Raw genomic sequence first — 17,395 nt, 5'->3', positions numbered from 1 at the left:
CCGCCGCCGGGCCCCTCAACGCACCCTCAGAACGGGGGACCCATGTCTGAGACCGACGACGGCCACGCTGCCGCCCGCCGCGTCGCCCAGCAGCTCCGCCACCGCCGCGAGGACGCCCGCAGGCAGCTTGCCGCCCGGCGTGCGGCCGAGGGCCGCGCTGAGCGCGCCCGGCAGTGTCCCGTCCAGCAGCGGGCCGACCACGCCGCCGACTGCCGCGAGGCGATCCACCATCTCATCCGCGCCTACCTCGCCGACATGTCCGAGGTCGTGCTCGCCCGGCGCGCCGAGCGCACCGGGCAGATGGCCGAGCCCGACCGGGCGCCCATCGTGGCTGCCCTGCGTGCCGACATCGACGGCTGGCTCCGCGACGAGCTGGACGGCGGGCGCGGGTGAGTGTCGAGGCCATCCTGTGGGCGCTCGACCACGCCCCCATCCCCGCCACGGGCGGCGACAGGAAGCCGACGGCGGATAGCGCCGCCCGGCTCGTCTTGATCGCCCTCGCCGAACGCGCCGATAAGCAGGGCCGCGACTCCTGGCCCGCGATGACCGAACTCCAGCTCCGGACCGGGCAGGACCGCCGGACGATTCAACGTGCCCTCGCCCGCCTGGAGGCCGCCGACCTGATCGTCCGCGCTGGGGCGACGGCGGGCGGCTGTAACCGGTGGAACCTCGCGATGCACCGCCGCCGCGACCTTGAGGCCGAGCGGAAGGCTCTTGAGGAGAAGGCTGAAGCCGAACGCCAGAAAGACGCGGCCCGCAAGCGGCAGACCCGCGCCGTCCAGGACAACTTGACCGGAACCGTCCAGGACAACTTGTCAGGGACGGCGGTGGATGTCCAGGACAAGTTGACCGGAGTCCAGGACAACTTGACCGGACAAAGCCAATGTCCGGGACAAGTTGACCGGAATCCGGGACAACTTGACCCCCATACCGTCCTACCGCCCCTCTGTACCGCCCCTGTACCCCCCTCCCCGCCGCCTCCGGCGACGGCGGGCGCGGGACAGCTCGACGGACAGACCCAGATCGGCGACGACGGCGGGATCGTGGTCCCGCTGCCCACCCCGTCACCCGAAGGGAAGCCGAAGCGGAGTCGCGCCAAACCGAAGGCCGCCAAGCCGGAGGCGTCGCCGAAAGCCGACGCCGTCGTCGCCGCCTACATCGACGGCGTGCGCGCCGCCACCAACGGCGAGGACCCCACCCGCCGCCAGATCGCCAACATCGGCAGGCAGGCCAAGGAATTGCTCGCCGAGAGCAAGGACCCCGAACGGCTCGTTAAAGCCGCCCACGCACTCGGCCGCAAAGTTCAGCTTGGCTTCCACAACTTGGGGATCGAGTACTTCCGGCTCGCCGCCCCGCCGCCTGACACCCGCCACGCCCCCGGCACCGGCTCCCAGGTCCCGGCCCGGGGCTTCGAGTACACCGAGAAAGGACTTATTGGACGATGACGTTCTACGAAGACGACGCCATGCGCGAATGGCACGAGGAGCGCCGCCGCCACCGGCTGGAAATCTTCTGCCGCCAGCGCCCCGCCAACCTCCGCGACGCCGGCGACCTGCACCCCGACGTCGCCGCCTGGGGCCGCCGCCTCCTCGACGGCGACGCCGCCAACCTCGTCCTGGCGGGCCAGGTTGGCACCGGCAAGACCTGGAGCGCGTTCGAGGTCCTGGAACGCGCGATCTCCGACGGCTACCCCGGCCGCGTCATGGTCGTCTCCGGCTCCCGCTGGCGTACGGCCATCGCGCCGCCCACCGACCGGTCTGCGCTCGCCGCGATGACCGCGGCCGACATCCTGCTCCTGGACGACCTGGGCGCCGGGCGCGGCAATGAGTGGGAACGCGAGCTGCTGCTCGGCGTCGCCGATGAGCGCTGGGCCCACCGCCGCCCGACCATCACCACCACCAACACCCCCGACCTCACCGCCGCGTTCGGCGAGCGCATCGTCTCCCGCCTCGCCGACCGGGCCACCGTCGTCATCCTCAACGGCCAGGACAGGAGGGCCCGGTGACCCCCGAGTTCGACACCGACCCGATGCGGGACGAGCACGCCGAGCGGATCGTGCTGAGCGCCATGATGAACTCGGCCGACGTCGCCGACGACATGATCGCAGGACTCAACGAATCCCACTTCCCCGCAGCGCACGGCGCCGCCTTCAGGGCCCTGAAGGCCCTGCGGGAGGCCGGTGCCCCCACCGAGCCGCATGCCGTCCGCGCCTGGCTCGACGCGCGCGGGGAGCTCCAGCAGATCCTGGGCGGCACCGGGAAGTTCGTCATCGACATCTTCGAGGCGGCGCCCGTCCCGCAGAACGCCTACCACTACGCCCCCATCCTCGTGGACTGGGCGTCACGGCGTGGGCTGGACGCCGCAGCGACCCGGCTCCGGCGGCTTGCCCGCACCGGTGACATCGGCACCGAGGAACGGATCGGACTCGCCGCCGACGCCCTCGCCGAACACACCGACGTCTCCGACCAGCTCGCCGACACCGCCCCCACCCTTGCCGCCGCCCTGCCCGGATACCTCGACCGCCTGGAGGACAAGACCCCCGACCAGACGCTCCCCACCGGCTGGACCGACCTCGACCGGCTGTTGGGCGGCGGCCTGCGCCCCGGCCAGCTCGTCGTCGTCGGGGCCCGGCCCGGCATGGGCAAGTCCGTGTTCATGCTCAACGCCGCCTACCACGCGGCAGTGACACTCCGCGTCCCCGCCCTGTTCGCATCGCTGGAGATGAGCCGGACCGAGCTGATGGACCGGATCGTCTCCCACGCCGCCAACGTCGATCTCACCGCGCTTCGCGAGCGGAACCTGACCGAAGACCAGTGGGGCCGGGTCGCTCGGTCCATCGACCGTCTCGGCGACGTCGAACACCTCGTCCTGGACGACGACCCCGGCGTCGGCCTCACCGGCATCCGCGCCCGGCTCCGCAAGATGCGCCGCTCCGGCGACCCCGCCCGCCTCCTGGTCGTGGACTACCTCCAGCTCATGCAGAGCGAGGGCCGCCGCGCCGACAACCGGGTGGCCGAGGTGTCACAGCTCAGCCGCGCGTTGAAGCTGCTCGCGAAGGAGTTCGACATCCCCGTCGTCGTCGGCGCGCAGCTGAACCGCGAGGTCGAAAAGCGCACCGACAAACGACCGATCCTCGCCGACCTGCGCGAGTCCGGCTCGATCGAGCAGGACGCCGACATCGTGATCATGCTGCACCGCGAAGACGCCTACGACAAAGAGGCCCCGCGCGCCGGTGAGGCCGACTTCATCGTGGCCAAGCACCGCAACGGCCCCACCTCGACCGTCACCGCCGCGTTCCAGGGCCATCACAGCCGCTTCATGGACATGGCCACCGACCGATGACCCACACCACCAACACGAACGGGCCCGTCTCTAGCAGGCCCGTTCAGAAGGAGTCTCCCATGACCGAACAGCACGACGCCGACCGCCTCGCCTCCCTCCATCGGCAGATCGCCGAACTCACCGGCAAGCCGCTCGCCGAGATCGAGGCCATGGGCACCGGCGACATGTGGGACCAGCTCGCCCGCACCTCCCTGGAGACATTCGCACTCGGCCTCGCCTCGCGGCACGAGGCCGGCCAGACCTACACCCTGATGAACGAGGGTCCCGCCGAGCAGGCCAAGCGCGGCCTGGAGAACCTGAACCGGGTCTACGCCCACCGCAAGCTCTTCCCCGTCCTGGACCCCACGGTCATGATCAACCTGTGGGGCTTCGGCGGGGTCCAGGTCCACTTCGTGACCTTCGGACCCGACGACAAGGCCACCCACCGCTACGTCCTCATGTCCGAGCTGGCCGAAGCGCTCGCCGTCCACCCCGCCCACGCGGACAAGTGGCTGCACATGGAGCAGGAACAGGCCCTACGCGCCCAGCGGGAGCATGACGAGGAGGCCGGAACCCTCGGATGGGACTACGTCCTCGACGTCATCGACCTCGGTCTCGACATGATCGTTGACGACCCGGAGGCCAAGCCCGACCGCGACGGTCGCCGCCGGTCCCACGCCAGCGACGCCCTGATCGAAGCCGACCGCCTCCTGTCGTTCATGACCATCAGCCCGTGGAACCGCGAGTTCCTCGACAACTCCAGCGCCCTGTGGGGCCACGCCTTCCGTCACGCCTTCGGCGACAAGCTCGCCGAGTCCCCCGTGTTCGACAGCGATGGAAACGCCATCCCCGGCAAGTCCGCCGCTGACTTCCTGGGCGACACCGAGGGGCTCACCGAGGAAGAGGCCGCCCGCCGCGCGATCCGCGGCCCCGGCTTGCCCGACGACCAGGACTAGCCCGCCCGGCCGCCACGGCGTGCGCACGCCGTGGCGGCCCCACCAGATCGGAGGAACCCGTGACCGAACCCCGCCCCTGGCACCCCACGGATGATGTCGTCGCCCGGCACCGCGCCAAGCACCCGGCCGACGTGATCGACTGTCCCACCTGCGCGGCCTGCGACCTCGCCGAACACCTCGACCAGTTCGCCGCGCAGCTCGTCGGACGGCTGGACGCCCTTCGCACCCGGACGGATACCGACACCGCGCTCGCCGAAGCCCAACGCCGCGCCGACGCCGCCGAAACCGCCCTGAGTCGCGTACGAGCCAGCCTGGAAGCCTCAGGCGGTGTGTACGGTCCCGAACCCGTCCGCCAAGCCCTTATCGAGCTGGACGGCTGGGGCGCGTTCGGCCGGAACGGAGAATCCCCGTGACGGCCATCCTCGCCCCCGTCGCCGCATCACTGGCCATGCTGGCGTTCGCGGCCGGACTCACGCTCGGCCGCCGCCAGCGCCCCACCACCGACGAGCTGGTGACCGCCGCGCGAAACGACGCCGCCGCAGCCCGCCGAACCCTCGAAATCGCCCGCGAGACCTACATCTCCCACCTGACACACTGCACCACCCTGTGGAAGGACGCCGCGTGACCCTGCTCGACCGCACCGCCGCGAACCTCCGGCTCGTCAGCGACTACTGGCCCGCCATCGCCGAGCTGCGCGACCCCGCCGTCCACGCCCCGCGCCCCTCCAGCGTCATCGACCTGAGGCAGCGCGCCGAACTCGACTACCGGGCGCGGCAGGAACGCGCCGACCGCAACGCCGACGCGCCCGGCGCGCACCGGGACGCCGCGCGCGCCGAAGTGCTCGACCTGATGGCGCAGCTCGTCGCGGGAGCCGACGAGATGTGCGATGAGATCGCCGCCGCGCTCGGCATCATGCCGCCCGCGCCGCCCACGACGGCGTTCGCCGACCCGGCCCCGCAGCTCGACTTCGCCGCCCGGCACCTCCACCAGCTCGATCACGCCGCCCTCCGGCACGTCGCGGGTGCGGCCGACCGGATGGCCTCCGAGGTCACCAGAGCGCTGTTCCTCGACCCGTCCGGCCAGACCCTCAGGGTGGTCTGCCCGTGGTGCCGGGGCGGGCTCACGGGAGCGTTCAGCCTGCGCGTGCGACTGCTGCCTGGGCACCTCGCCGCCATCGTCTGCGAGTCCGACATCCCGTGCGAACCCCCGGCCCGCAAGGTCGGCACGTGGTGGGGAGGCCGACCCGCATGGCCATTCGAGCAATGGCGGTGGCTCGCCCGCGAGCTGTACCGGGCAGACGGACGCGAGAGGATGACCGCATGACCCTGGTGGACTTCCTCAAGGCGCGACTCGACGAGGATGAAGTCGCGGCCACGAAGGCGAGCGAGTTCTCCGCCGTCTGGGCCGAGACTGGGACGTGGTGCCTCGACGACATGCGGCACACCGTGGTCGGCGATGGCGAGGCGTACTGTGGCCCGCACAATGCCGAGCACATCGCCCGCCACGACCCGGCGCGCGTGCTGTGCGAGGTGGAGGCCAAGCGCATGATCGTCCGCGCGCACGAGAAGTGGTGCAAGGGCGCCTGCGAGACGACGTCCAGGGGCGGCGAGACGTACGACGCCGCCCACTGGTGGGCGCTCAAGGCGCTCGCCATCGCCTACGCCAACCACTCCGACTACCGGGAGGAATGGCGGCCTGCCTGACCCCAGCCCTGGGAGTGGATCATCTGGGCCACTGCGACCATGTGCTCCGCGTGGTTGTAGGGCAGTCGTCGCATCATCGGGAGCAGCCCTCCGACGGCCTCCGCGACGATCCCGGTGCCCGCGCGGAACGGGAGCTGCTTGGAACCGTCTTCACGCTCGTAGTGGTACTGCCACTCCGACGCGCCGAGCTCCGATGGGACGATGGTCACTGCTGTCCGGGTTACCGCATCCGGGGCGCCTGTCCAGCCCGATACCCGGACACGGCCCGGCCCGTCCAGTCCGGCTATATAGCCGGACTGGAATGCGGCGTCCTGGATCTGGCGGGCCACTGCCTCAAGGTCCATCAGATCTCCTTTCACGTGGGCTTAGTTCGATGCTATGGGACCGCCCGGACGCGAGCGTGAGACAAATGCGAAGCGGGCATTAGGTAGAGCTGCTGACCAGGGGTCATCGCATCTTGTGATCGTGGGTTGATGCGGGTTATCCACAGGGTATGATCAGCAGCGACAGGAGAGGTATGCCCGGCCATAGCGCCGGGCATCCGCGTTTCCGGGGGCATGCGGAACCCACCCCGCCCTGGCGACGCACCCCACCCCACGGCAAGCCCGCCCCCACACTCCCCGAGGAGGCGCGCGTGACCGCATGGCGTACGTCCCCGCTGCCGAAGAACTGGCCGAGCGTCCGCAAGATGGTGCTGACCCGTGACGCGCACACGTGCCAGATTCAGGGCCCGCGCTGCACGACCGGCGCGACCGAGGTAGACCACATCGGTCGCGCCGACGACCACCGGGCCGAGAACCTGCGCGCCGTGTGCAGGACGTGCCACGCCAGCAAGACCGGGAAGGACGCAGCCAAAGCGCGCGGCCCGCGCCCGAGCCGGGCCAGGCCGCGTGAACAGGGACACCCCGGACTGCTGTGACCTCACGCTCCGTCAGTGACGGGGTGGGGGAGGGCCCCCGGTCAGGGGGTCCCCGAACGGCAGGGGTTAGCTGCTCGCTCCGTGTACGACTCTGGGTAGTTTCGGCGATCACCGCGCGTGCTGTCCGTGAGGGGGTGCCTGATGGCCGGTATGGGGCCCCCGCCCGCAGTGAACAAGCGCCGTCGCAACAAGGACGCCTTCGCTGAGGGCGCGGTGGCGGTTCAGGCCGGGCCGTGTCCGCCTCCGGATGAGCTGCCGGGCTGGGAGGGGTACTCCACTCCCACGTTGGCGTGGTGGAACACGTGGTGCGCTGCGCCTCAGGCGGCGCTGTTCACCGCGACAGACTGGCAGCGGCTCGTCATGCTCGCCCCGCTGGTCGACCAGTACTGGTCGAAACCATCCACGAAGCTGATGGCCGAGATCCGGCTGTCGGAAGCGTCGCTGGGCGCGACGCATCTGGACCGTCTCCGGGCCCGGATCACGATCGAGCGGCCGGAGCCTGCGCCGGAGGCCGCGCCCGCCGGGGTGGCGGACCTGAGGCAGGCGCGCCGGAAGCGCATGACGGATGCCTCGTGAGCTGCTGCGCGCGCCCGGTCACGACCGGGACCGCTCCCTAGGCAACCTCGCGTGGGCGTGGATTGAGCACTTCGCCGTTCACGGGCCCGGTGACGTCCAGGGCGATCCGGTCGAGCTGGACGGGGAGTTCGGCGGGTTCATCGTCGACGCCTACGCGCTGCGTCCTGAGGGTCGGAGGCTCTACGACTCGGCCGTCATTAGCCGGGGCAAGGGCCGGGCGAAGTCCGAGCTGGCCGCGTTCATTGCCCTGTTCGAGGCGTTCGGCCCGTGCCGGTTCGCCGGGTTCGCCGAGGGCGGCGAGACCTACGTCTGGCGCGATTTCGTCTACGCCTACGAGCCCGGCGAGCCGATGGGGCGCCTGGTGACGTACCCGTTCATCCGCTGCCTGGCCACCGAGGAGGGGCAGGCCGGGAACACCTACGACAACATCCACTTCAACCTGACCGAGGGGGCCTTGTCGGAGGGGCTCCCCTCCGGCGCGGCCGGGCTGACCCGCGTGTTCCTGCCGGGCGGCGGCGAGATCGTCCCGTCCACCGCGTCGTCGGCAGCGAAGGACGGCGGCAAGGAGTCGCACGTCGTTTTTGACGAGACGCACCTGTACACGCAGCCCGAGCTGCACCGCATGTACAAGACGGTGGACCGGAACCTGCGCAAGCGGCGGTCTGCCGAGCCGTGGGGGCTCCAGACCACGACGATGTACCAGCCGGGCGACGGTTCGGTGGCCGAGAAGACGCACGAGCGGGCGCGGCTGATCGCCGAGGGCAAGACCCGTGCGACCCGGCTGCTGTTCGATCACCGCGAGGCCCCCGCCGACGTCGATCTGACAGATCGGGCGCAGCTCACCGCCGCCCTGCGAGAGGTCTATGGACCGTTCGCTGACGTGCTGGACCTCAACGGGATCATCGAGAACGAGTTCTGGAACACGGAGAAGGACCCCGAGGAGTCCTGCCGGTACTTCTTCAACCAGCCGACCGCTGCCCGCGACGCGTGGGTGGCGCATCCGGCGTGGCAGGCGTGCGCGGCCCCGGACCTGGCCGTTCCGGACGGGTCGGCGATCGTCATGTTCTTCGACGGCTCGCTCGCCGACGACGCGACCGCCCTGGTGGGCTGTCACATGGAGACCGGGCACGTGTTCGTGCTCGGCTGCTGGGAGCGTGAGGCGGGGGCCGAGGGTGACGGCTGGCGCGTGGACAAGCAGGACGTTGACCGGGTGGTCCGGGCCGTCTTCGGCCGGTACGACGTGGTGGCGTTCTTCGCCGATGTGTACGGCTTCGAGTCCTACATCGACTTGTGGGGCAACGAGTTCGGGTCCGGCCTGCTGCTGGATGCGACGCCGGGCCGGTCCCGTCACGCGGTCGCGTGGGACATGCGCGGTCGCGAGCGCGAGTTCACCGAGGCGTGCGAGCGGATGGCCACCGACATCCGGGAGCAGGACGTCACCCACCCCGGTGACCCGCGTCTGACCCGGCACGTGCTGAACGCGCGCCGCCGCCCGAACCGGTACGGCGTGAGCATCACCAAGGAGGGGCGCGAGTCCCCGAGGAAGATCGACCTGGCCGTCTGCGCGATCGGCGCGCGGATGGTCCGGCGGCAGGTCCTGGCCCATCCGAAATGGGCCAAACGCTCCCGCAAGCGCGGGCGCGCCGCGTTCGTCTGAGGAGGATGTGATGAAGCTTCAGGTCGTCGAACTTCCGTCCGTGGTCGTCGGCGAGAACGTCGAGACTCCGTTCATGGTCGTCCTGTCGGAGGTTGACGAACCTGCGCCCGACCCCGAGGTGCTGAGCCGCGCGGCCGACCGGATTGGAGCGCGGGGTTTCCTCGTCTCCGGGGAGGCCGTAGAGGTGCTGCCCAGTGTTGTCCAGTGACGAGGCCGCCGCGCGGGCGCGGGAACTGCTGGAGTTCCGCCGCGCCGAGGCGAGGCGGCTGGACCGCATCCACGAGTATGTGAGGACCGACCCGAACTGGCGTCCCCCGTGGCTGTCGGCCAGTGCCCCGCACGAGGTCCGGCGCCTGGCCGAGGTGTCCCGCGTGAACATGCTCGCGTTCGTCGTGTCGGCCCGCGTGCAGAACCTCTACGTGGACGGCTACCGCACCCCCCGCAGCGCGGACGACGCCCCGGTGTGGGCGACGTGGCAGGCCAACGCCTTCGACGCCCGCCAGATCGGCGTCCACCGCGCGGCGATGACCTACGGCGCGTCGTACGTGACCGTGCTGCCGGGCGACCCGGTACCGGTGATGCGCGGAGTCAGCCCGCGGGACATGACCGCCATGTACGGCGATGATGACGATTGGCCGGAGCTGGCGTTGCAGAAGCGGCGCAGCTCGTGGCGGCTGATCGATGCCGAGGCCGTCTGCACCCTCCTCCGCGAAGGCGACACGTTCCGGACGGTCGGCGTCGAGCTGCACGGCGCGACCCTGCACGGCGTCCCTGTGTGCCCGGTGGTCCGCTACCGGGAGACCGACGACCTGGACGACCCCGTCGTGGGGCTGGCCGAGCCGCACATGGACCTTCAGGACCAGATCAACATCACCTCGTTCGGGCTGCACGTCGCCCAGCACTACGGCGCGCACCGCCAGCGTTACATTCTGGGCTGGCTGGGCGAGTCGGAGGAGCAGCGCCTGAAGGCCAGCGCGAGCAAGCTGTGGACGTTTGATGACCCCGACGTCAAGGTCGGAGAGTTCGGCCAGACGGACCTGGGCGGTTACATCGAGTCTCGGGAGGCGTCGCTACGCCATCTGGCGACCGTCTCCCAGACTCCGGCGCACGAGCTGCTGGGTCAGCTCGTGAACCTGTCCGCCGAGGCGCTCGCCGCCGCTGAGGCCGGGCAGCGCCGGGCCGTCGCCGAGAACCAGACGGTGATCGGCGAAGCCCACGAGCAGGCCCTCGCTCTGGCGGGGGCGTATCAGGGGCTCGCACCTGACCCCAGCGCTGCCGTCAGGTGGCGCGACACCGAGGCCCGGAGCTTGGGGCTGGTGGTGGACGCGCTCGGGAAGATGGCGCAGATGCTCGGCATCCCTCCGCAAGCCCTGTGGGAGCGGGTCCCCGGCGTCAGCGACGACGATCTGGAGCGGTGGCGGACCCTGGCGGCTGAGGGCGACGCGTTCGCCCGGCTACAGGCCACGATCGAGCGGCAGATGAACCCGGTGCCCGGTGGCACGGACGGCTGAGGGCGCGGCCCTCACCGCCCAGCACACCCGCCAGCAGCTCGCGCTGCGCGCCGGGCTGATCCGGGACCTGCAAGCGGTGTGGCCGCTGTGGGCGGTCGGCGAGGTCGCCGAGTTCAGCGCGTTCCTCGACGTCGCCGTCTCCCTGATCCAAGCCGGGCACACCGACAGCGCCGCCATCGCTGCCCGGTACTTCCGCCAGTTCCGCGCCGCCGAGGACGTCGCAGGGACGGCCGAACCGCGCCTCGCGCCCCGGCTGAACCCGGCCGACATCGCCGCGAGCCTGCGCGCAACGGGCCTGGCCGGAACGATGCGGGCGCTACGCGCTGGACACTCGCCACAGGCCGCCAGCCGCGCCGGGTTCGTGCTCGCCCAGGCCAGCGCGACGCGCCTGGCCTTGTCCGGCGGACGCGACACCGTCACCGCCTCGTCACAGCGCGACGGCCGCGCCCAGGGCTGGATACGGGTCGCGTCAGGGAACGCGTGCGCGTTCTGCGCGATGCTCGCCAGCCGAGGCAACGCCTACACCCGCGAGCGCGGCGCGGCCTTCCAGGCGCACGACGGATGCGGCTGCTCGCCCGAGCCGTTCTACGCCGGGTCCCGCCTGCCCGCCACGAGCGAGCGGTACGCGCGGCTGTGGGAGCAGTCCCGCGACGTGGACGTGTCCGACACCGACACCAAGCACCCGGCCCTCACCGCCTTCCGGCGACTGATCGAGGGCTGAACCAGCGCCACGGCCGCGCTTCGTACGGCCGGACGCCACTCATTCGAGGAGTTCCACCATGTCCGACGACGACAAGCCCACCCCGCCCGCCGGGGGAGACAAGACGTTCACCCAGGCCGACCTCGACAGGCTCATTGCCGAGCGGCTGAAGCGTGAGCGGGAGAAGTACGCCGACTACGACGAGCTGAAGCAGCGCGCCCAGGCAGCCGATCAGGCGGCGGATTCGAGCAAGACCGAACTCCAGAAGCTCACCGCCCGGGTCGAGGCCGCCGAGAAGAAGGCCGCCGCCTCGGAGCTGAAGGCGCTGAAGTCCGAGATCGCCCAGGCCAAGGGGCTCACGCCCTCCCAGGCCCGGCGTCTCCAGGGCAGCACCCGCGAGGAGCTGGAGGCCGACGCCGACGACCTCTTGGAGGCGTTCGGCGGCAGCAAGAAGGACGAGCCCAAGGACACCGACAAGGAGACCGAGGGTGACGGCAAGAAGGACGAGCCGGACGAGCGCACCGAGGCGTCGCCGTTCGGGAGGCCGAAGGAACGGCTGGTGCCGGGCGCCGCGCCCGAGGCCAAGCCGGAGGAACCAAACGACGACCTGGCCGACGCGGTCCTCAAGAGGACCCGCGGCCTGTAGCAACCCACGGCCGCGCGCCGTGGCGAGAACGGAGGAATCATGGCGGTACTGACCGCTCAGCGGATTTCCAGCCTGGCCGTGGCCCTGCTGACCCGCTCCCTGGTCCTGCCGATGACCGTCTCCCGTATCCCGGGTGCCGAGTTCTCCGGCGACAACGGCGACAAGATCACCGTCCGGGTGCGTCAGCCCCGCGCGGCCCGCAAGCAGGTCACCCCCGGCACCGACATCGTGTTCGACGCGATCAACGAGGTGCCTGTCGAGGTCACCCTGACCCACCTGTACGACGCGGCCCGCCTCACCGACGAGGAGATGTCGCTGGACATCGTCGACTTCGGCGTCCAGGTCACGCAGCCGCAGGTCGCCGCAGTCGGCATCGGTGCCGAGGACGAGCTGGCGGCGGCGATGAACGTGCTCACCCCGGACGCGGCGTTCGCCGAGACGGCCACGCCGTCCGACACCGACGACGCGATCCTGGCCGCCCGCGAGGCACTCAGCTCGGCCGACGTCCCGGCTGGTGACCGGTTCCTGGCGGTCGCGCCGGACATCACCACCCGCCTGCTGAAGGTGGAGAAGTTCGTGCGCGCGGACGCGGTCGGCGACGGGACCGCGATCCGCGAGGCGATCATGGGCCGTATCTACGGGTTCACCGTGGTGGAGTCCAACGGCCTGGACGCCGGGACCGCGCTGGCCTACCACCGGTCGGGTTTCGCCTTCGCCAACCGGGTTCCCGTCGCGCCGCGCGGCCTGCCGTCCAACCAGGTCGGCACCGCTACATCCGGCGGGATCAGCATGCGGCAGATCTTCCAGTATGAGACCAAGAACCTGCGCGACCAGTCCGTGCTGAGCACCTTCGCGGGCGCGAACGTCGTGCAGCGTCCCAGGGTCTTCAAGCTGGCCGTCGACGGCGAGTCCTGAGCCGTGGCCGCGCTCATCACCGTTGAGCAGCTACTCGCCCGGCCAGGCTTCGACGGGGTGAGCGAGGCCCAGGCCGAGGCCGTCCTTGAGGACGTGTCGGCGCTCGTGGCACTGGTGGCGTCCCCCGTCGTGCTGACGGCGGGGACGCTGCCGCCCGCGATCGTGCCCGTCATCGTCGCCGCCGCCCGGCGCGGCCTGCACAACCCGCGCGGCCTGTCGGGCGAGCAGCTCGGCGACTACGGGTGGCAGGCCGGGGGGCAGGCCAGCACCGGCCTGTTCCTGACCCGGCACGAGGAACGCATCGTCCGGCGCGCGGCCGGGCGGCTGGGCGCGGGCAACGCCGGTCTGGACTCCGACCTTCCCCTTCCGCCGTACGCCGGGACGGCGTTCGAGGACGGACTACTGGAGGCGATGGATGGCTGACGTCCTGCCGCCCCTGGACACCCCTCAGGAGGCCCCCGTGATCACCCACCTGCTGAACCGGGTCCTGGAGGTGTGGAGGCCGGAGCACGCTCCGGACGGCTCCGGCGGGCAGACCATGCTGTTCGCCTACATCGGCGACATCGCCGCGAAGGTCGACCAGCCGTCCGCGACGGAGAAGGCGACGGCCGACCAGTGGGGCGCGGAGCACACCAACACCGTCTACTTCAGCCCCAGCGCGGACGTGGCGCGCGGCGACGAGCTGCGCGGCGACGGCGAGACGTACCGGGTCCTGGCCACCATCTCGCCGAGCCGCAACACCTACACCAAGGCCCCGGCCGAGCGCACCGAGCACGAGCCGCCCCCGGAGGAGTCATGAACGTAGAGGCCATCACCAACCGCAAGATCGCGGTCGGCCAGGTCGAGCGGGCGGTGTGCGAGCGGCTCCGCGCGCTGGCCGCCGAGGTCCCGGCCGACCAGGCCATCGTGGAACTCGGCGCGTATCGGGGCCGCTCCACCGGCTGGCTGCTGCTGGGCGCGGGCGAGGGGAACGGCGCGCACGTGACGACCGTGGACCCGTGGAACCTGCGCCGCAAGGCGTATGAGTCGGGCAGCCCGAAGTACAACGCGCCGGACACCTACGCCGCGTTCTGCGAGCACATGGACCGGATCGGCGTCCCGCCCGGCGCGCACACCGTCCGCCGGGCGCTCGGCGCGACCGTCGCGGCGAAGTGGGACGGCAGGCCGGTCGGGCTGCTGTTCCACGACGCCGAGCACACCGCTGACGCGGTCACGGCGGACCTGCGCGCGTGGGAGCCGCACCTGTCCGATGACGCCGTGGTGGTCCTGCACGATGCGGGCCGCCCCGAGTGGGGCGTGATCGAGGGCGCGGCGCGCGTCCTGACCGCCGACGGGTGGGACTGGGACGGCCGCGAGGTCATGGCGTGGGACCGCCGCCCGAACCGGCGCGGCGCGCTGATCGTGAGGCGGTCCGCGTGATCGTCTTCGCGAGCAACGCGACCGGCTGGGACGAGCAGGCCCAGGCGCTCATCCCCGGCGGGATGGTGGACGCCTACATCTCCCCGATCCTCGCCCACCTGGACCCGTCCGCCTACCGGGTGGAGCGGCAGCCGCGGCCCGGCGCGGTGAACGCCTACCTGTCGATGCGCGGACGGTACCGGGTGCGCCGGGAGATCGGCAAGGTCGGCGTGATGATCGACCACGGCATCGCCGACAAGGACTATCGGCGCGGCCTGAAGATGTCCACGTTCCACTACGTCACAGTGCCCGGCCCCACGGTGGCCGACCGGGTGGTGTCGGGCGGCGTCCCCCGCCGCAAGGTGGTGCAGGTCGGCTACCCGAAGCTCGATCCGCTGTTCAACGGCGATGTCCCGCGCGTCCCCCGCCCCGCAGGCGGGCGGATTCGGGTGCTGTGGGCGCCCACCCACGGCGGCGGCTCGGAGGCATGGCAGGACGGTAACCGGGCCGCGCCCGGCGCGGGCGCTACCTCCTGGTGGGCCCGCGAAGAAGTGCTGTCGGCGCTCGACCCCGACCTGTTCGAGCTGACGGAGGCCCCGCACCCCCGCCACCGTCCCGACAAGCGCGCCACCCTCGCCGAGTACGCCAGCGCCGACGTGGTCATCGCGGACGGCGGGTCCACGATTTACGAGGCGTGGGCGCTCGGCCTGCCCGTCGTCTTCCCGTCGTGGGTCACCCGTGACCGGAACCTGGAACGCGCGGGCGGCGCGACGCTGGAAGCCCGCATCTACCGGGAGCGGATCGGCTATCACGCCGACAGCCCGCAGCACCTCGCCGACCTCGTCGCCCAGGCGGCCGAGGAGGGCCAGGGCGAGCGCGCCGTGCAGTTCGTCGCCGGAGTCCTGCCGCCCGAGGTGCGCGGGCGTGGCGGCGAGCTGCACGCCGAGTTCCTGGCCGGGCTGGACGCGGCGAAGTGGCGCGGCCGTGGCTAGGGGCGTGGGTGTGTCCGGGCTGCCCGAGCTGATGCGGGAGCTCGACCGGCTCGGGGCGCGGATCGAGGCCGGGGTTCTCAAGGCCGTAGAGGAGTCCGCGCAAGCCGTCCGTACGGACGCGCGCGGCGCGGTCCGGGTGGACACCGGCCGTCTCCAGCGCGGCTTGACCGTCCGGGTGGACCGGGCGCGCCTGCTCGCCGAAGTCGGCTGGTTCGACCCGAAGCTCTACTACGCGGCCTTCCAGGAGCACGGCACCAGCTCGATCCCCGCCAACCCGGCGCTCACCAGCGCCGCCGAGTCTGAGCGGCCCCGCTTCCCCCGCCGCCTGGCTGCTGAGATCGAGCGGGAGATCGGCCGGTGAACGCGACGAGCCCGATGGGCGCAGTCCAGCAGGCCGTCTACAACCGGCTCACCGCCGACACCATGCTGGGGCACCTCGTCACCGGCGTCTACGACGAGGTCCCCGAGGGCACGTCGTTCCCCTACGTGGTGCTGGGCGAGTCGATGGAGCAACCCGACAACCGGCACGGCGGGTTCGGCCGCCAGACGGTGGAGACCCTGCACGTGTGGTGGGACCGGCTCGGCATGGCTCAGGGCAAGGCGATCATGTCCCGGCTCGTCGCCCTGCTCGACCACCAGCCGCTCATCATCTCCGGCCTCCATCACGTGGCCACCCGCTACGAGTTCGCGCAGGTGTTGCGCGACCCCAACCCCAAGCTCCGGCACGGCATACAGCGGTACCGGATCTTCACCGAACAGGAGCCGTGAATGGGCGCGCTCATCGGCCTTCCGATCTGGCTGGCCATCGGCGACAGCGACCCGATCGAGGTCGCCACCGTGGACATCCCCGCGCGCGTGGACGGCGCGGCCGTCACCATACGGGACGCCCAAGCCCGGCGCGCACTGGCCGAGGCGCTGCGCGCACTGGCCGACGTCCTCGAAGACGACACAGAACAGGAGTAAAGCCCATGGCAGGCATCGACGGCTTCGGAACGAAGTTCCTGCGCGGGAACGGAGCGACCCCCACCGAGGCGTTCGTCGCGATCGCCGAGGTCACGAACGTGACCCCGCCCGGCATGAGCCGGGACACCTACGACGTCACCTCGCACGACAGCCCCAACAGGCGACGGGAGTTCATCGGCGGCCTGGTGGACGCGGGCGAGGTCTCCATCGAGATCAACTACGACCCGGCGCTGCACGACGTGCTCGTCGCGGACTTCGACGACGTGGACCCGCGCAACTACCAGATCCAGTTTCCCGACCCGGCGCTGACCACCTGGACGTTCGCGGCGATCATGACCGGCTTCGAGCCGGAAGCGCCGCACGACGACAAGCTGTCCGCGTCCGTCACGTTCAAGGTGTCCGGAGCGCCGGACCTGTCCGAGGAGTCCTGACATGGCGTTCCTGACCAAAGACGCGATCCTCGCAGCCTCCGACCGCGCCCACCGCGACGTAGACGTCCCGGAGTGGGGCGGCACGGTCCGCGTGATGGCCCTGTCGGGCACCGACCGCGACGCGTTCGAGGCGGCGTTCGTGGACGCAAAGGGAGGCAAGGGCGGCCCGTCCGCGTCCGTCCGCCTCCACAACTTCCGCGCGAAGCTGCTGGTGAAGTGCCTCGTCGACGACCAGGGGAACCGGCTGTTCACCAACGCCGACGCGACGGAGCTGGGTCAGAAGTCCGCCGCCGTCGTGGACCGGCTCTTCGACATCGCCCGCGAGCTGTCCGGGATGGACGACGACGCGGAAGCCGAGGGAAAAGACGACTCCGAGCCCGACCCGAGCGACGGTTCTACCACCGGCTAGCGCTCTCGCTAGGCTGCACGGTCGCCGAGCTGCTCGCCCGCACCTCCTCAGCCGAGCTGACCCAGTGGATGGCGTATGAGCAGATCGCCGGGCCGCTCGGCCCGGCACGCGCCGACGCCCAGGCCGCGCTCGTCGCGTCCGTCATCGCCAACGCCAACCGGGGAAAGGGCCGCCGCTTCACCCCGGCCGACTTCATGCCGGCCTGGGACCGGCAACCCCAATCCCTGCACGAGCAGATCGCGGCTATCAAGGCCCACCACCGCCGCTTGGGCGGCACCACCAACGCAAGGGGGTGACC

At 71.2% G+C, this 17,395-nt stretch carries 28 protein-coding genes; 27 read left to right on the top strand and 1 reads right to left on the bottom strand.

From position 1 onward, the window contains the following. Window positions 1-42 precede the first annotated feature (42 nt). From LO762_RS16555 to LO762_RS16515, 9 genes are read left to right on the top strand one after another with little or no spacing between them, the layout of a single operon-like run. The gene (locus LO762_RS16555) at window positions 43-393 is read left to right on the top strand and encodes a hypothetical protein (RefSeq protein ID WP_230616136.1); all 351 of its coding nucleotides are present in this window, start codon (window positions 43-45) and stop codon (window positions 391-393) included. Beyond that, entirely contained in the window at window positions 390-1,445 is a 1,056-nt protein-coding gene (locus tag LO762_RS16550) for a helix-turn-helix domain-containing protein (protein WP_230616134.1), read from the top strand. The genes LO762_RS16555 and LO762_RS16550 overlap by 4 nt, the downstream gene beginning before the upstream one ends. Further along, complete coding sequence (locus LO762_RS16545; RefSeq protein WP_230616132.1) at window positions 1,442-2,005, top strand: ATP-binding protein; 564 nt, start codon at window positions 1,442-1,444, stop codon at window positions 2,003-2,005. Before LO762_RS16550 ends, LO762_RS16545 begins: the two co-directional genes overlap by 4 nt. Then, window positions 2,002-3,342 carry a replicative DNA helicase gene (locus LO762_RS16540; RefSeq protein ID WP_230616130.1) on the top strand — a complete coding sequence of 447 codons (1,341 nt, stop codon included), beginning with the start codon at window positions 2,002-2,004 and terminating at the stop codon, window positions 3,340-3,342. The genes LO762_RS16545 and LO762_RS16540 overlap by 4 nt, the downstream gene beginning before the upstream one ends. Before the next feature lie 59 nt (window positions 3,343-3,401). Next, window positions 3,402-4,277 carry a hypothetical protein gene (locus tag LO762_RS16535; protein WP_230616128.1) on the top strand — a complete coding sequence of 292 codons (876 nt, stop codon included), beginning with the start codon at window positions 3,402-3,404 and terminating at the stop codon, window positions 4,275-4,277. A gap of 59 nt (window positions 4,278-4,336) precedes the next feature. Further along, window positions 4,337-4,690 (top strand): hypothetical protein, encoded by a 354-nt coding sequence (locus LO762_RS16530; RefSeq protein WP_230616127.1) that lies wholly within the window; start codon window positions 4,337-4,339, stop codon window positions 4,688-4,690. Beyond that, a complete protein-coding gene (locus LO762_RS16525; protein ID WP_230616124.1) occupies window positions 4,687-4,902 on the top strand; it encodes a hypothetical protein in 216 nt (71 codons plus the stop codon). The genes LO762_RS16530 and LO762_RS16525 overlap by 4 nt, the downstream gene beginning before the upstream one ends. Continuing rightward, a complete protein-coding gene (locus LO762_RS16520; protein WP_230616122.1) occupies window positions 4,899-5,600 on the top strand; it encodes a hypothetical protein in 702 nt (233 codons plus the stop codon). The genes LO762_RS16525 and LO762_RS16520 overlap by 4 nt, the downstream gene beginning before the upstream one ends. Continuing rightward, a complete protein-coding gene (locus tag LO762_RS16515; RefSeq protein WP_230616120.1) occupies window positions 5,597-5,980 on the top strand; it encodes a DUF6221 family protein in 384 nt (127 codons plus the stop codon). The genes LO762_RS16520 and LO762_RS16515 overlap by 4 nt, the downstream gene beginning before the upstream one ends. Here the strand turns inward: LO762_RS16515 and LO762_RS16510 are convergent. Beyond that, window positions 5,953-6,189 carry a hypothetical protein gene (locus LO762_RS16510; RefSeq protein WP_230616118.1) on the bottom strand — a complete coding sequence of 79 codons (237 nt, stop codon included), beginning with the start codon at window positions 6,187-6,189 and terminating at the stop codon, window positions 5,953-5,955. The genes LO762_RS16515 and LO762_RS16510 overlap by 28 nt on opposite strands. 425 nt (window positions 6,190-6,614) lie before the next feature. Between LO762_RS16510 and LO762_RS16505 the strand changes: the two genes are divergently transcribed. The 18 genes from LO762_RS16505 (at window position 6,615) to LO762_RS16420 (ending at window position 17,393) form a co-directional block, all read left to right on the top strand. Next, window positions 6,615-6,899, top strand: a complete 285-nt coding sequence (locus tag LO762_RS16505; RefSeq protein ID WP_230616116.1) for an HNH endonuclease — start codon at window positions 6,615-6,617, stop codon at window positions 6,897-6,899. 141 nt (window positions 6,900-7,040) lie between these two features. Then, a complete protein-coding gene (locus LO762_RS16500) occupies window positions 7,041-7,475 on the top strand; it encodes a hypothetical protein (RefSeq protein WP_230616114.1) in 435 nt (144 codons plus the stop codon). Further along, complete coding sequence (locus LO762_RS16495) at window positions 7,465-9,132, top strand: hypothetical protein (protein ID WP_230616112.1); 1,668 nt, start codon at window positions 7,465-7,467, stop codon at window positions 9,130-9,132. Before LO762_RS16500 ends, LO762_RS16495 begins: the two co-directional genes overlap by 11 nt. Window positions 9,133-9,142: 10 nt before the next feature. After that, complete coding sequence (locus tag LO762_RS16490) at window positions 9,143-9,340, top strand: hypothetical protein (RefSeq protein ID WP_230616110.1); 198 nt, start codon at window positions 9,143-9,145, stop codon at window positions 9,338-9,340. Then, on the top strand, window positions 9,327-10,643 hold the full coding sequence (locus LO762_RS16485) for a phage portal protein (RefSeq protein WP_230616108.1): 1,317 nt from the start codon (window positions 9,327-9,329) through the stop codon (window positions 10,641-10,643). The genes LO762_RS16490 and LO762_RS16485 overlap by 14 nt, the downstream gene beginning before the upstream one ends. Then, a complete protein-coding gene (locus LO762_RS16480) occupies window positions 10,627-11,364 on the top strand; it encodes a hypothetical protein (protein WP_230616106.1) in 738 nt (245 codons plus the stop codon). Before LO762_RS16485 ends, LO762_RS16480 begins: the two co-directional genes overlap by 17 nt. Window positions 11,365-11,422: 58 nt before the next feature. Beyond that, on the top strand, window positions 11,423-11,989 hold the full coding sequence (locus LO762_RS16475; protein WP_230616104.1) for a DUF4355 domain-containing protein: 567 nt from the start codon (window positions 11,423-11,425) through the stop codon (window positions 11,987-11,989). A gap of 39 nt (window positions 11,990-12,028) precedes the next feature. Continuing rightward, a complete protein-coding gene (locus LO762_RS16470; RefSeq protein ID WP_230616100.1) occupies window positions 12,029-12,904 on the top strand; it encodes a hypothetical protein in 876 nt (291 codons plus the stop codon). Between the two features lie 3 nt (window positions 12,905-12,907). Further along, window positions 12,908-13,327, top strand: a complete 420-nt coding sequence (locus tag LO762_RS16465; protein WP_230616098.1) for a hypothetical protein — start codon at window positions 12,908-12,910, stop codon at window positions 13,325-13,327. Then, window positions 13,320-13,703, top strand: coding sequence for a head-tail adaptor protein (locus tag LO762_RS16460; RefSeq protein WP_230616096.1), 384 nt, complete (start codon window positions 13,320-13,322; stop codon window positions 13,701-13,703). The genes LO762_RS16465 and LO762_RS16460 overlap by 8 nt, the downstream gene beginning before the upstream one ends. Then, a complete protein-coding gene (locus LO762_RS16455; RefSeq protein WP_230616094.1) occupies window positions 13,700-14,323 on the top strand; it encodes a class I SAM-dependent methyltransferase in 624 nt (207 codons plus the stop codon). The genes LO762_RS16460 and LO762_RS16455 overlap by 4 nt, the downstream gene beginning before the upstream one ends. Further along, complete coding sequence (locus tag LO762_RS16450; RefSeq protein ID WP_230616092.1) at window positions 14,320-15,294, top strand: hypothetical protein; 975 nt, start codon at window positions 14,320-14,322, stop codon at window positions 15,292-15,294. Before LO762_RS16455 ends, LO762_RS16450 begins: the two co-directional genes overlap by 4 nt. 10 nt (window positions 15,295-15,304) lie before the next feature. Beyond that, a complete protein-coding gene (locus LO762_RS16445; protein ID WP_230616090.1) occupies window positions 15,305-15,655 on the top strand; it encodes an HK97 gp10 family phage protein in 351 nt (116 codons plus the stop codon). Beyond that, window positions 15,652-16,062: a DUF3168 domain-containing protein gene (locus LO762_RS16440; RefSeq protein ID WP_230616088.1), complete on the top strand. Its 411-nt coding sequence runs from the start codon at window positions 15,652-15,654 to the stop codon at window positions 16,060-16,062. Before LO762_RS16445 ends, LO762_RS16440 begins: the two co-directional genes overlap by 4 nt. Next, on the top strand, window positions 16,063-16,257 hold the full coding sequence (locus LO762_RS16435) for a hypothetical protein (protein WP_230616086.1): 195 nt from the start codon (window positions 16,063-16,065) through the stop codon (window positions 16,255-16,257). Window positions 16,258-16,262: 5 nt separating this feature from the next. Continuing rightward, window positions 16,263-16,688 carry a phage tail tube protein gene (locus tag LO762_RS16430; RefSeq protein WP_230616084.1) on the top strand — a complete coding sequence of 142 codons (426 nt, stop codon included), beginning with the start codon at window positions 16,263-16,265 and terminating at the stop codon, window positions 16,686-16,688. A 1-nt stretch (window position 16,689) separates the two neighbouring features. After that, window positions 16,690-17,097, top strand: coding sequence for a phage tail assembly chaperone (locus LO762_RS16425; RefSeq protein WP_230616082.1), 408 nt, complete (start codon window positions 16,690-16,692; stop codon window positions 17,095-17,097). Between the two features lie 68 nt (window positions 17,098-17,165). Next, complete coding sequence (locus LO762_RS16420; protein WP_230616080.1) at window positions 17,166-17,393, top strand: DUF4035 domain-containing protein; 228 nt, start codon at window positions 17,166-17,168, stop codon at window positions 17,391-17,393. Window positions 17,394-17,395 lie beyond the last annotated feature (2 nt).

The sequence above is a fragment of the Actinocorallia sp. API 0066 genome (assembly GCF_020991275.1).
Classification (GTDB): domain Bacteria; phylum Actinomycetota; class Actinomycetes; order Streptosporangiales; family Streptosporangiaceae; genus Actinocorallia.
The sequence above is the reverse complement of the archived record's forward strand: the minus strand, read 5'-3'. Positions and strand labels throughout refer to the sequence as shown.

What these genes read in the sequence shown, in the direction of transcription:
- LO762_RS16555 (WP_230616136.1), top strand. Translation starts at nt 43, where the DNA reads ATGTCTGAGACCGACGACGGCCACGCTGCCGCCCGCCGCGTCGCCCAG.
- LO762_RS16545 (WP_230616132.1), top strand. Translation starts at nt 1,442, where the DNA reads ATGACGTTCTACGAAGACGACGCCATGCGCGAATGGCACGAGGAGCGC.
- LO762_RS16535 (WP_230616128.1), top strand. Translation starts at nt 3,402, where the DNA reads ATGACCGAACAGCACGACGCCGACCGCCTCGCCTCCCTCCATCGGCAG.
- LO762_RS16515 (WP_230616120.1), top strand. Translation starts at nt 5,597, where the DNA reads ATGACCCTGGTGGACTTCCTCAAGGCGCGACTCGACGAGGATGAAGTC.
- LO762_RS16500 (WP_230616114.1), top strand. Translation starts at nt 7,041, where the DNA reads ATGGCCGGTATGGGGCCCCCGCCCGCAGTGAACAAGCGCCGTCGCAAC.
- LO762_RS16495 (WP_230616112.1), top strand. Translation starts at nt 7,465, where the DNA reads ATGCCTCGTGAGCTGCTGCGCGCGCCCGGTCACGACCGGGACCGCTCC.
- LO762_RS16490 (WP_230616110.1), top strand. Translation starts at nt 9,143, where the DNA reads ATGAAGCTTCAGGTCGTCGAACTTCCGTCCGTGGTCGTCGGCGAGAAC.
- LO762_RS16475 (WP_230616104.1), top strand. Translation starts at nt 11,423, where the DNA reads ATGTCCGACGACGACAAGCCCACCCCGCCCGCCGGGGGAGACAAGACG.
- LO762_RS16470 (WP_230616100.1), top strand. Translation starts at nt 12,029, where the DNA reads ATGGCGGTACTGACCGCTCAGCGGATTTCCAGCCTGGCCGTGGCCCTG.
- LO762_RS16460 (WP_230616096.1), top strand. Translation starts at nt 13,320, where the DNA reads ATGGCTGACGTCCTGCCGCCCCTGGACACCCCTCAGGAGGCCCCCGTG.
- LO762_RS16455 (WP_230616094.1), top strand. Translation starts at nt 13,700, where the DNA reads ATGAACGTAGAGGCCATCACCAACCGCAAGATCGCGGTCGGCCAGGTC.
- LO762_RS16435 (WP_230616086.1), top strand. Translation starts at nt 16,063, where the DNA reads ATGGGCGCGCTCATCGGCCTTCCGATCTGGCTGGCCATCGGCGACAGC.
- LO762_RS16430 (WP_230616084.1), top strand. Translation starts at nt 16,263, where the DNA reads ATGGCAGGCATCGACGGCTTCGGAACGAAGTTCCTGCGCGGGAACGGA.
- LO762_RS16425 (WP_230616082.1), top strand. Translation starts at nt 16,690, where the DNA reads ATGGCGTTCCTGACCAAAGACGCGATCCTCGCAGCCTCCGACCGCGCC.
- LO762_RS16420 (WP_230616080.1), top strand. Translation starts at nt 17,166, where the DNA reads ATGGCGTATGAGCAGATCGCCGGGCCGCTCGGCCCGGCACGCGCCGAC.